Consider the following 11,570-nt stretch of genomic DNA (forward strand, 5'->3'; position numbering starts at 1 on the left):
GTCCTGGGCGACCGCATCGTCGAGGTCCAGGGGCTGGCGGTGGCCCGGTTCGACCTCGACGCCCCCGACTCCGTGGAGTGGGCCGCGGCGGGGACCGGCGACGGGACCACCCCGGTCGGTCCGGACACCCCGTTCGAGACCGGGTCGGTCATGAAGGTGATCACCGGGATGCTGCTGGCCGACATGGTCGAGCGCGGCGAGACCTCACTCGACCGCACCCTGACCGAGATCCTCCCGGACCTCGATTTCGCCGACCCCGAGGTCGCCTCCATCACCCTGCGGGAACTGGCCACCCACCACTCCGGGCTGCGGGCCGTGCCCGACGGCGACGAAGCGGGCGTCGCGCTGCGGTCCTCGCTGTTGATCGGCCCCTACGAAGGCGCCACCCCGCCCCTGGAAGGGCTGGCCCACACCCAGGCCGGCCCCAAGGACCGGTACGTCTACTCCAACCACGCCTTCGCGACCCTGGGTCACGCCCTGGCGGCGGAGGCCGGCGACACCTATCCGGAGCTGGTGCGCGAACGGATCCTCGATCCGTTGGGCATGGACGACACCGCGGTGACAGCGGAGCGCCCGGACGGCGGTGCCCTGTCGTACCACGAGCCCGGTGTGCGGGTGGCCCCCTGGGGCAACACCGACTACGCTCCCGCGGGCGTCGCCACCTGGAGCACCGTCTCCGACCTGGTCACCCTCGTCCGCGCCGTGGCCGACGGCACCGCGCCGGGGGCCGACGCGACCGACGTCGTCCTGGAGGACGTGCGCGTCGACGGCGCCCCCTCCGACGACGAACCGGCCGGCGAGGGCGGCGACGCCGCCGCCCTGTCCCTGGGGCTGGCCTGGCACATCCTCGACACCCCCGACCACGGGAAGGTCACCTTCCACAACGGGCAGGTCTACGGGTCCTCCACCACCGTGCTGTTCGACGACGAGCGCGCCCTGGTCCTGATGGGCAACAGTTTCAGCCTTCAGGAGACCGAACTGGCCCTGGGACTCCTGGGTGAGGAGCCCGGTGGGCCGCTGTCCGCCCCGCCCACCACGGCGCTGTTCGGCGCCCTGACCCTGCTGCCCCTGGTGGTCCCCCCGGCCCTCCTGCTCGCGCTCGTGCTCCGTCGCCGCACCCTCATCACCCAGCGGCCCCTGGACCGGCTGCGCCTCGTCTCGTTGGGTCTGGGAGCCCTCGCCTGGCTCGTCTACGCGCAGCGCGGAGGGGTCTGGACCGACCTGCCCACCGAGCTGTTCGGTGTGGCCGCGGGCGCGGTGGGGGCCGCCCTCACCGTCGGCGTGTGGCACTGGAGCAGGGTGCCGACCGAGGCCGGCCGTTTCCGGTGGCTGCACGTGACGGTATTCGTCCTGTCGGTGCTGTTCTCCCTCACCCTGCTGTCCCTCATGGGGTACGGGCTGGTCGTCGCCCACCGCTGAGCCCGTGCCTCGCGGTCGGGGCCGCTGCGACGCCCGCGCGCGGCGCACAGCACGTGCGCCGCGCGCGGCGGGCCCGGACCGCACGGATCCGTTCCCCCCGAAGTGGCCGGCGGGGTGGCCGGGCCGGCCACCCGTACCGCCGTGGTGCCCGACCGGTTCGCGTGACCCGTCTCTCCCCGTCCGCGGCGGACCGGAGGGACGAGGGGGCCGGTCGTTGGGTAGGAAGGGGGTATGGGACGCGCACGTGAGGGACACGACATCCCCGCGACGGGGCTCTTCCTCTACGACCGGGACTGTGGGTTCTGCCAACGGTCCGTCGTCTTCGCGCGGGAGCGGGTGCGCACGCGCACCGCGTTCGCCGCCTGGCAGGACGTCGACCTGGACGCCTTCGGTCTCACACCGGAGCAGGCCGACGCACAGGCCTGGCTGGTCCGTCCGGACGGTGCGCCGCTCGCGGGAGGCGACGCGGTCGCCGGCCTCCTCGGGCACGGCCGGTTCCCCTTCCCCGTGTTGGGCCGGGTGATGGCCCTGCCGGGGTTCCGCGCGCTCACCCGGGCGGCCTACCGACTGGTGGCGGCCCACCGGCACCGCCTGCCCGGTGGCACCTCCACCTGCGCCCTGCCGCCGTCCCGCGACGACTGACACCGACACCCGACGCGAGGCCCCCGAGTGACCCCCCTGGCCCACACCACCGACCAGACCCTCCCCTCGTCCCGCTCGTCCTCGTGGAGCCGAGCCCGCTGGGCTGCGCGGTCGTCCTCATCACGATGGGGGTGCTCAGCGGCCGGCGCGGAATCCGGCCCAACGACGTCTTCGGGATCCGTGCCGCCTGCACACGCTCCGGTGAGGCCGCCTGGTACGCGGTGCACGAGGCCTCCACGCGGTGGTCCCTCCTGGCCGGCGTCGCCTTCCTGCCCGCCGTGATCCTCACCCCACTGATCGCCGACCCGAACGGGCAGATCGCCGCGATCCTGGTGCCCACCTTCCTGGGCACGGTCATTCCGCTGGTGGAGTCCTGGCGTGCGCACCGGATCGCCCGGGAACGCCCGGCCCGGGCGGAGGGCCGCGCCGACCTCCCCTGACCGACACGGACCCGGTCACGTCCGGGGGTCGGCGACGCGCAGCGCCCGGCACACCTCCAGCAACCGCCCGCGCAGCACCGCGCCGCGCTCGGCGAAGTCACGCTGGTACTCCATGTACGCGGCCTTGCCCTCGGCCGTCTCGATCCGCACCGGCTCGTACCCCCATTCCCGCAGGTCGTAGGGGGAGGCGCGCATGTCCAACGTGCGGATCTCGCGGGAGAACACGAAGCAGTCCACGACCAGCTCGGAGGGCATCGCGGGCGTGAGCTTGTACGCCCACTTGTACAGGTCCATGTTGGCGTGCAGGCACCCCGGCTGGTCCAGGTCCGCCTGGGCCTCACGGGTGGGCTGGAGGGTGTTGAGCGGGCGCGCCGGCTCCGTGAAGAACCGGAACGCGTCGAAGTGCGAGCATTGGATCCGGTGCGACTCGACCACCCGGTCGGTGCCCCCGTGGCCCAACCGCAGTGGCACCTGGCCGTGGCGGACCTCGGAGGTGCGGTAGGCCATCGCCCACTCGTGCAGCCCGAAACAGCCCAGGTGCGCCGGGCGCGACGCCACCGCCGACAGCAGGCGCTCCACGAAGTCCAGTACGGGACGGGCGGCCAGGAACGCGGACACGTCCAGGCCCACCCCGCCCGCGTCGTGCTCGACGTAGAAGCGCTCGTCCAGGCGCTCGCGCGCGCCCGCCCCGGACAGGAACGTGCCCACACCGGGATGCCAACGGCGGAGCTGCGCGGGCTTGAGGTTGTAGTAGGTGAACAGGAAGTCCTCGACCGGGTGTCGTTCGCCCGCCCCACGCCGGCGCAGGTGGTCGGCGGTGAGCGCGTCCACACGCTCCTCGTGGCGCGCGGCGCGCGCACGCCACTCCGTCTCCGTCAGCACGGCCCCGGTGGCCTCGGTCGTCGTCCCCATCACGGCCCCAGGGTATGCGCCGGCCACGCGTCCGGGTCGCCGCGATGGCGGTGGGCGGTTAGGGTCCCGGTGTGCAGATTCCCACCGACGAGCAGATCGTCGACCTCCACCGGAAGTACGCCCCCACCCCCGAGGCCTTCGAGCGGGTGTACACCCACTGCAGGGTGGTGTGCGCCGTCGCCGAACAGGTGCTGGGGCGCCGGCCCGCCGGGGTGGACCTCGCGCTGGTCCGCGCCGGCTGTCTCCTGCACGACATCGGCGTCTACCGCCTGGTCGACGCTTCGGGGAACATCGACCACGCCCGCTACGTGAGTCACGGTGTGCTGGGCCACGAGATCCTCGCCACCGAGGGGCTCCCCGAGACCCTGTGCCGGTTCTGCTCCCACCACACCGGGGTGGGCGTCACCGCCGACGACGTCCGTTCCCAGGGGCTGCCCGTGCCGGTCGCCGACTACCTCGCCGAGACCCCGGAGGAGGAGCTGGTGATGTACGCGGACAAGTTCCACAGCAAGACCGATCCGCCCGTCTTCCATTCCGTGGAGAGCTACGCGGCCAAGGTCCGCCGGTTCGGTGCCGACAAGGAGCTGCGGTTCAAGGCGATGGTGGAGCGCCACGGCGAACCCGACCTGGAGGCGCTCTCCCGGACCTTCGGTCACCGCGTGCTCTGAACGTCTCGTCGGTGCGGGGCCCGTGCGGTGGCCGTGGTCGACCGCGCCGGTGAGGACGGAGGGAGGCCGCCCCCGTGCTCGGCCGCCGTCGGCCGGGGGCGGGGCATCGGGTCCCGGTTCAGTTGGACTGCTGAACCGGCAGGTGGCGTCCCAGGTAGCCCACGTAGACGCGGTTGGTGGTGTCCGGGCCCAGGTCCGGGAAGAAGTACAGCCGTGGGCAGATGCCGTACTCGATGTCCAGCTTGATGTGCGCGTACATCGGGACCCGTCCGGCCGGGTCCACCTCGGGGGGCACCCGGAAGAACCGCTTCTCGTTGAGCTTGCCCCGGTTGCGCACGTGGTCCGACTCCTGCGAGGCCAGGCGCTTGACCGGGATGACCCGGTAACCGTCCGGCGGATCGCGCAGGTAGGAGTGGAATCCGAGCCCGCTGCCGGGGTTGTCGAACTGGTAGCGGGCGTAGTCGTTGAGCGCCAGCAGCGCCTCCCAGGCCCGGGTCACCCAGAGGGTCTCCTTGCGGCTGTCGGCCAGTTCGTAGACCGTCTGGTCCTCCAACGTGAAGTACAGGTGCGGCAGCGTCGTGTCGTCGGTGATGCGCTCCAGCAGTTCGGACACGCGCGCGGGGGGTCGGTGCTCCGGGTCGAGGGGGGCGGGCGCCGCCGCCAGCCGGAACAGACCCTTCTCCCGGATCCGTTCGCGCAGCCAGCGCGCCTCGTACCGTGAGGAGCGCGTCCCCTCGCGGGCGGCCCCCAGTTCCTCGGTCAGCTCCGCGGTCTCGTCGAGCAGCGCCTGGCGTTCGTCCGACAGTTCCCCGATGCGGGCGTTGAGACGACGCACTTCCTCGCGCAGACGCTGGACCTGTTGTTCCTGGGCCTGCGCGGCGGCCAGCTCCGCGCTGGTCACCGTGTCGTGGTCGGACCGGTGGGCGATGGCGTGCCCTGGTCCAGAGGCCGGAGGGAGAGCGAGGGAGGAGGGGCCCTGGCGCAGGTCGTCCGTCTCCTCGGTCAGGAGCGCGTCGATGGCCCGGAGGGGGTCGGGCAGCGTCAGGGACACGGCGTTGTCGCGTACGCGTCGTGAGAGGGCGGCCCCGACCCAGTTGCGGACCCGTTCGCCGTCCCGGGCGGTGTCCAGGGTGGCCGGACTCATCCGTGGATGGCGTGGGGCGTCCGCGTCGTTCTCGGGGTCCACCCCCGGTAAGAACGTGCGCACGCCCCCGGCGGGGACGTCCAGTTCCCGGGGGAGCAACCGGTACAGACCGTCCAGGGCGGCGGCGTCCAGCACGTATCCGGCGCACATCCCGGTGCACTTGGTCAGGGCGCCGGCCATGGATTCGCGCCAGGCGGCGACGGTCACGTCCGCGGGCGCACCGGTGGCGATGATCGCCAGCCGTCTCCGCGGGTCGAGGATGGCCGCGTGCAGGGCCGCCACGTCCGCCTCGTCGCGCCCGCGCACGATCCTGGGGGAGGGCGGCAGCGGGTGCGCGCCGTCATGGGCCTCCACCGTGTCCAGGAGCATGCGCGCGGCCTCGGGCGGCATCACGTCCAGACGGGTGGCCTCAGGGGGCAGGCCGGGGGCGGGATCCACGGACATGTCGAGCCACACGAGCCGTGAGGGGGACAGTTCGGGGTCGACGACCGCGGTGACGACTGTGCGCCACACCCCGTCGGGTTTGTCGGACTCGGTGGTGAGCCGGAGGAAGGTGAGTCCCTCCTCGGGGTTGTCGTGCCGGGCGACCAGGGCCCGGGATCTGTTGCTGAGGTCGTAGCGGCCCGGGGCGTCGAACTCCACACGCGCTCCGGAGTTCCCGCGCTTGCTCAACCAGCGGGAGAGAACGGCCGAGGCGACGGCGACGAGATCCGCGTCGTCGTCCGGGACGGAGATGAGCGTGCGGTAGACGAGCGGCAATGGGCACTCCCGGGTTCCCGTCGACAGCGGTGGACCCGAGGGCCCGACCGAACACCCGCCAGGGCCCTCACTCACCACTCTCTATCAAGGACCGCCTCCGCGCCAGCCGGTGCGCGCAAGATCTCCGCACGATGGGTGATCCCCGGTGCTCACAGGGCGTACCCGCCCGGGGTCCACGGCACGTCCAGGTCGTCGATGTGCACGTTCCACACGGCGTCGGGGAAGGCGTCCCGCAGCCGGGTGAGGGCGTCGAGGTAGTGGTGCGTCTGCGCCATCAGGGGCGCGTCGCCGATGTGGGAGCGGGTGAGCTTCGCGCTGCCGGCGAACAGTTCCCCGACGCGTTCTCGGACCGCGTACGGGCCCAGTGGCTCGAACATCTCCCGCGGACCGATCGCGGCGTCGGTCACCTGTCCCGTACGCAGCCATTCCGGAAGCCTGCGGGTGGTCTCGGCGACGAGCGCCTCGAAGCCGGCGTCGGTGATCTCCGTCAGCAGGGCGTGTTCGTCCCGGGTGAGCGGGGTGTCGCGGTGGGCCTCGTAGTACAGGGACACGCTCATCGGGGCTCCGGGTGGTGTGTGGACGTCGACGGTGCCGATCGTGCCGGCCACGGACGACGTTCGGCCGAGCGCCGTCACCGTTGCTCCAGTATGTCCAAGGGGCACGCCGTCTTTGGTGATCATGGACAACGCGCGGGTGCCCTGACCAGGGCTAGCGTCGCGCACATGACCACGCACCCGTTCTGGCTCGCCGGCACAGCAGCGACCGGCGACACCGACATGATCGTCCGCAACCCCTACACCGGCGAGGCCGCGGACACGGTCTCCGTGCCGACCCCGGAGCAGGTCGAGACGGCGGTGGCCGCGGCGCACGCCGTCGCCGGGCCGGCCGCGGCCCTGCCCGCCCACGTCAAGGCCACGGCCCTGGACCACGTCGCCCGTCGGATCGGCGAACGCGCCGAGGAGCTCGCCCGGGTGATCACCGCCGAGAGCGGCAAGCCGATCAAGTGGGCGCGGGTGGAGGCGACCCGCGCCGCGTCGGTCTTCCGTTGGGCCGCCGAGGAGGCCCGCCGGGACAGCGGCGACCTCCAGCGTCTGGACACCGACCCCGGCGGCACCGGTCGCATGGCTCTGATCCGTCGCGTGCCCAAGGGCCCGGTCCTGGGCATCTCACCGTTCAACTTCCCGCTCAACCTGGTCGCCCACAAGGTCGCGCCCGCGATCGCGGTCGGCGCTCCGATCATCCTCAAGCCGGCCCCCGCCACCCCCATCACGGCGCTGCTGCTCGGTGAGATCATCGCCGAGACGGAGCTCCCCGGGGGCATGGTGTCGGTGCTGCCCATGCCGAACGAGTCCGCCGCGGCGCTCATCACCGACGACCGTCTGCCGGTGGTGTCCTTCACCGGTGGCGCCTTCGGCTGGGAGATCCAGCGTCGCGCCCCGCACAAGCACGTCACCCTGGAGTTGGGCGGCAACGCCGCCGCGGTGGTCCTCGACGACGCCGACCTGGACCACGCCGCACGTCGGGTGGCGCTGTTCGGCAACAACCAGGCCGGGCAGGTGTGCATCGGCGTGCAGCGGGTCGTGGTGACCGACGCCGTGCACGACGCGTTCGTTCCGCGCCTGGTGGCCGAGGTCGAGGCGCTCGGTACCGGCGACCCCGCCGACCCGGGGACCGACGTGGGGCCGATGGTCGACCAGGCCGCCGCCGAGCGGGTGGCCTCCTGGGTGGCGGAGGCGGTCTCTTCGGGGGCGCGCGTGCTCACCGGAGGCACCCGTGACGGGGTCACGGTGGCGCCCACGGTCCTGGTCGAGGCGCCCGCCGACGCCAAGGTGGTGCGCGAGGAGATCTTCGGTCCGGTCCTGGTGGTCCAGCGGGTCGCCGACACCGACGCCGCCTTCGCCGCCGTCAACGACAGCGCGTTCGGGCTCCAAGCGGGTGTGTTCACCCGGGACCTGCCCACCGCGTTCCGCGCCCACCGTGAGCTGGAGGTCGGTGGTGTCGTCGTCGGCGACGTCCCCACCTTCCGCGCCGACCAGATGCCCTACGGCGGCGTCAAGGGATCCGGAGTGGGCAAGGAGGGCGTGCGTTCGGCGATGACCGATCTCACCGACGAGCGCATCCTGATCCTCACCGGCATCGACCTGTAGCCCCGGGCACGTGAGCGGCCGGTGACCGCCGAGACATCGGAGGCGGTCACCGGCCGTGAGTGGGGGCTTGCTCTCGCCCCGCGGTGAGGAGGGAGTCCTCTACAGGCCCGTGGCGTGCTCGTACAGCCGCCGGGCCTCGGCGCCCAGGCGGGGGCCGTACTGGGTCGAGCGGTCGTCGGCGTACTTGAAGCTCACGACCGAGGCGATGGTGCCCTGACCGGTGGCCGGGTCGAAGTCGGCGAACCACGGTCCTCCGCTGGACCCCTGGGTCATGGCGCAGCGCACGCCGTTGGCGGTGGTGCCGCCGGTGTCCGGAACGGTCCGGCCGGAACAGTAGTGCAGTTCCTTGCCGTCGAAGGGCGAGGCGGCCGGGTATCCGAAGGTGTACACCTGCACGCCCTGCGCGACCCGCTCCTGGGTCCAGGTGTCGAAGGACAGTCGCTGGGAACCGACCCGGTCCTGGACGGCGGCGGAGCCGTCCCGGTTCAGCACGACCATCGCGAAGTCGTAGCTGTCGTCGGCCTGGTCCGCCCACTGCGGGGAGACCAACAGGTCGCGCGCGGTGAACTTGCCGTAGGGGCTCTCGCCGTCGGTGTGGCCGGGCACGAAGGTCCAGTTGCGCGCCCACGAACCCTGCCCGTCCTTGGCGCAGTGTCCGGCGGTCACCAGGGTGCTCTTGTTGGCCGCGTCCACGACCGACGCCGAGCAGGTGAAGTCGCGCCCGTCCATGGTCAGGTACACCTTGCCGGTGGTGCGGGTGACGAGTCCGCCGTCGTTCCAACGCTCCCCGTCACTGTCGGGACGGGCGGCCTGCGGCTCCACGTCGGCGGAGGTGCCGGGCGTCGGCGGCTCGGTGAGCTCCAGGGTGGAGTCGACGAGGTCGGTGATGGGGCGCGCGGCGGCCATCCGTTCGCCGGTCCAGTAGTCCAGGACCGCGGAGTTCTGGGCTTCGGTGACCGCCCCGGACTGATGGGCGGCCTCGTCCACACGGGTGGCGGCGGTCTGGCTCAGTCGGGCCGGAGAGTCCGAGGTGGCGGCGCTGTGCACGGCGCGGGTGACGGCCGCAGCGGGGTCGGGGAGTTCGTCGATCATCGCCAGACCCGCGAGGGCGACCGTGGCGGCGGCCAGCGGGGCGAGGACCTTGTATGCGGTGGACGAGGTCATGGTCCGATCTTTGCATACTCGCAGTAACTCTTTAGCTACTTTGAGTTTGTGTCGCCGCTTTTTCGGGCAGGAGGACCGGACACGCTCGTCGGAGAACGTCCGGGCCGTGATCGTGTCCGGGGGTGCGCGTTACCCGGCCGGCGGGATGGTCACCCTGGTGGGGGACTCCTCGGGGGAGGTCACCTCGATCCGGTCCGTGGTCCGGCCCTCCGCGGTGTAGCGGGCGTCGCGGCCGTCCACCACGACGGCCGGCCGGTGCCCGGCCGGAACGTGTCCCACACCACCGACGACAGCGCGGCCTCCACCGTCACCGGTTCCCCGGGGGTGACGTCGCGCATCGTGTAGGGGGTGTGGCTCAGGAGCGAGCCGGTGCCCCGGTCGTCGATCGCGTACAGGCCCCCGACACCGATCCGCCGATTGGGTGACAATAGGGGAGTGCGAGAAGAACAGCAGCGAACAGTAGTGATCCTCGGGTCCACCGGCTCCATCGGCACCCAGGCCATCGACATCGTCCAGCGCCATACGGGACGCTTCCGCGTCCTGGGTCTGGCGGCGGGGGGCGGGCGGTTGGACCTGCTCGCCAAGCAGGCCGTGCGGCTGGGCGTCGAGCGGGTGGCCGTGGCCGACGCGTCGCGGGCCGCCGAGCTCACCCGTCTGCTGACCGAGCAGGGTGCCTCTCCCGAGGTGCTCACCGGCGCCGAGGGGGTCGCCGAGCTGGCCGGCACCGCCTGCGACGTCGTCCTCAACGGCATCACCGGCGCCCTCGGCCTGGAGTCCACCCTGGCCGCGCTGCGCGCCGGGAGCACCCTGGCCCTGGCCAACAAGGAATCCCTCATCATCGGCGGTCCGCTGGTGCGCGACCTGGCCGCACCCGGCCAGATCGTGCCGGTCGACTCCGAGCACTTCGCCATCGCCCAGTGCTTCCCCTACCGGCCCGAGGGCGAACTCACCGGCCTCGCCCAGGGGCTGGTGCGCGCGGAACTCGCCGAGGTGCGCCGCCTGGTGGTCACCGCCAGCGGCGGGCCCTTCCGCGGTCGCCGCGCCGAGGAGCTGGCGGAGGTCACGCCGGAGCAGGCGCTGAACCACCCGACCTGGAGCATGGGGCCGGTGGTCACCGTCAACTCCGCCACCCTGGTCAACAAGGGGCTGGAGGTGATCGAGGCCAACCTGCTGTTCGACATCCCCTTCGACCGGATCGACGTGGTGGTCCACCCGCAGTCGATCGTGCACTCCATGGTCGAGTACGTGGACGGCACCACGTTGGCCAAGGCCAGCCCGCCCAGCATGATGATCCCGATCGCCTACGGCATGAGCGCACCCGAACGCGTGCCCGACGTCGCCCCCGGCATGGACTGGACGCGGGCGCAGAGCTGGACGTTCGAGCCGCTGGACCACGAGGTGTTCCCGTCGGTGCGCATCGCGGCGGAGGTCGGTGCCGCCGGCGGCACCGCGCCCGCGGTCTACAACGCGGCCAACGAGGAGGCGGTCGACGCCTTCCTGCGTGGAAACCTCGCGTTCCCGTCGATCATGGACACCGTCTCCCGGGTAGTCTCGGAACACCAGCGGACGGACCGGCCGGGTTCCACACCCCTGACCCTGGACGACGTGTACGCCGCTGACACCTGGGCCCGCACCCGCGCACGCGAACTGCTCGTCCGCGGCTGAGGACCGATTCTGGCTTGAGGAGAGATACATGGTCGTCTTGCTGACCGTGGTCGGGATCATCCTGCTCGTCCTGGGACTGCTGTTCTCGATCGCCTGGCACGAACTCGGCCACATGGCCACGGCCAAGATGTTCGGCATCAAGTGCACCGAGTTCATGGTCGGGTTCGGTAAGACCCTGTGGTCGACCCGCCGAGGGGAGACCGAGTACGGCATCAAGGCGGTGCCGCTGGGCGGGTTCGTGCGGATGGTCGGCATGATCCCGCCGGCCCGTCGCACCCAGGACCACGGTTCCCGGAAGATGTCGCGATGGCGGGCCATCGCCGAGGACGCCCGTGAGGCGTCCTACGTCGACCTGGGGCCGGAGGACCAGGACCGGCAGTTCTACCAGCGTGCGCCGTGGAAGCGACTGATCGTCATGTTCGCCGGCCCGGGGATGAACCTGGTGCTCGGGACCGTGCTGCTCTCCGTGCTCTTCATGGGCATCGGCGTGTACCAGGACACCAACGAGGTCGGTGTCGTCAACGAGTGCGTGGCCCCCGGCGACTCCGCCATCACCGAGTGCACCGAGGACCTGCCGCCCACCCCCGCCCACGAGGCCGGGCTGCTCCCC

At 72.0% G+C, this 11,570-nt stretch carries 11 protein-coding genes and 1 pseudogene; 7 read left to right on the plus strand and 5 right to left on the minus strand.

Translation table 11 applies throughout. The annotated features are described in order from the left end of the window. The 3 genes from DSY14_RS23755 to DSY14_RS23765 form a co-directional block, all read left to right on the plus strand. Positions 1-1,419 (plus strand): serine hydrolase (locus tag DSY14_RS23755; protein ID WP_211718842.1); only part of this gene is annotated, 1,419 nt, incomplete at its 5' end. 231 nt (positions 1,420-1,650) lie between these two features. Continuing rightward, positions 1,651-2,061, plus strand: coding sequence for a thiol-disulfide oxidoreductase DCC family protein (locus DSY14_RS23760; protein ID WP_211718843.1), 411 nt, complete (start codon positions 1,651-1,653; stop codon positions 2,059-2,061). 83 nt (positions 2,062-2,144) lie between these two features. Next, entirely contained in the window at positions 2,145-2,501 is a 357-nt protein-coding gene (locus DSY14_RS23765; protein ID WP_211718844.1) for an SdpI family protein, read from the plus strand. Between the two features lie 15 nt (positions 2,502-2,516). Here DSY14_RS23765 and DSY14_RS23770 read toward each other — a convergent pair whose 3' ends face one another. Continuing rightward, on the minus strand, positions 2,517-3,413 hold the full coding sequence (locus DSY14_RS23770; protein WP_211718850.1) for a 3-methyladenine DNA glycosylase: 897 nt from the start codon (positions 3,411-3,413) through the stop codon (positions 2,517-2,519). Positions 3,414-3,484: 71 nt separating this feature from the next. Here DSY14_RS23770 and DSY14_RS23775 point away from each other — a divergent pair, with 71 nt between their 5' ends. Then, positions 3,485-4,081 (plus strand): HD domain-containing protein, encoded by a 597-nt coding sequence (locus DSY14_RS23775; RefSeq protein WP_211718845.1) that lies wholly within the window; start codon positions 3,485-3,487, stop codon positions 4,079-4,081. Positions 4,082-4,199: 118 nt separating this feature from the next. Here the strand turns inward: DSY14_RS23775 and DSY14_RS23780 are convergent, their stop codons facing one another. Then, entirely contained in the window at positions 4,200-5,984 is a 1,785-nt protein-coding gene (locus tag DSY14_RS23780) for a hypothetical protein (RefSeq protein WP_211718846.1), read from the minus strand. A 149-nt stretch (positions 5,985-6,133) separates the two neighbouring features. Then, the gene (locus tag DSY14_RS23785; RefSeq protein WP_211718852.1) at positions 6,134-6,592 is read right to left on the minus strand and encodes a hypothetical protein; all 459 of its coding nucleotides are present in this window, start codon (positions 6,590-6,592) and stop codon (positions 6,134-6,136) included. 114 nt (positions 6,593-6,706) lie between these two features. On the opposite strand from DSY14_RS23785, the gene DSY14_RS23790 reads away from it, so the two are divergent. Then, the gene (locus DSY14_RS23790) at positions 6,707-8,131 is read left to right on the plus strand and encodes an aldehyde dehydrogenase family protein (RefSeq protein ID WP_211718847.1); all 1,425 of its coding nucleotides are present in this window, start codon (positions 6,707-6,709) and stop codon (positions 8,129-8,131) included. Between the two features lie 99 nt (positions 8,132-8,230). Here DSY14_RS23790 and DSY14_RS23795 read toward each other — a convergent pair whose 3' ends face one another. Then, positions 8,231-9,295: a serine protease gene (locus tag DSY14_RS23795; protein WP_211718848.1), complete on the minus strand. Its 1,065-nt coding sequence runs from the start codon at positions 9,293-9,295 to the stop codon at positions 8,231-8,233. A gap of 129 nt (positions 9,296-9,424) precedes the next feature. Continuing rightward, positions 9,425-9,690: pseudogene (locus tag DSY14_RS23800) on the minus strand (CocE/NonD family hydrolase C-terminal non-catalytic domain-containing protein); the annotation flags it as partial. Between the two features lie 67 nt (positions 9,691-9,757). Between DSY14_RS23800 and dxr the strand changes: the two are divergent. Both dxr and DSY14_RS23810 read left to right on the plus strand, forming a co-directional pair. Continuing rightward, the gene (gene dxr / locus DSY14_RS23805) at positions 9,758-10,960 is read left to right on the plus strand and encodes a 1-deoxy-D-xylulose-5-phosphate reductoisomerase (RefSeq protein ID WP_211718851.1); all 1,203 of its coding nucleotides are present in this window, start codon (positions 9,758-9,760) and stop codon (positions 10,958-10,960) included. A 28-nt stretch (positions 10,961-10,988) separates the two neighbouring features. Next, positions 10,989-11,570: site-2 protease family protein (locus DSY14_RS23810; protein ID WP_211718849.1), on the plus strand; the 582-nt coding region annotated here is incomplete at its 3' end.

It is taken from the genome of Nocardiopsis sp. MG754419 (assembly GCF_018207095.1).
Taxonomy (GTDB): Bacteria; Actinomycetota; Actinomycetes; order Streptosporangiales; family Streptosporangiaceae; genus Nocardiopsis.

What these genes read in the sequence shown, in the direction of transcription:
- DSY14_RS23760 (WP_211718843.1), top strand. Translation starts at nt 1,651, where the DNA reads ATGGGACGCGCACGTGAGGGACACGACATCCCCGCGACGGGGCTCTTC.
- DSY14_RS23770 (WP_211718850.1), bottom strand. Translation starts at nt 3,413, where the DNA reads ATGGGGACGACGACCGAGGCCACCGGGGCCGTGCTGACGGAGACGGAG.
- DSY14_RS23790 (WP_211718847.1), top strand. Translation starts at nt 6,707, where the DNA reads ATGACCACGCACCCGTTCTGGCTCGCCGGCACAGCAGCGACCGGCGAC.
- DSY14_RS23795 (WP_211718848.1), bottom strand. Translation starts at nt 9,295, where the DNA reads ATGACCTCGTCCACCGCATACAAGGTCCTCGCCCCGCTGGCCGCCGCC.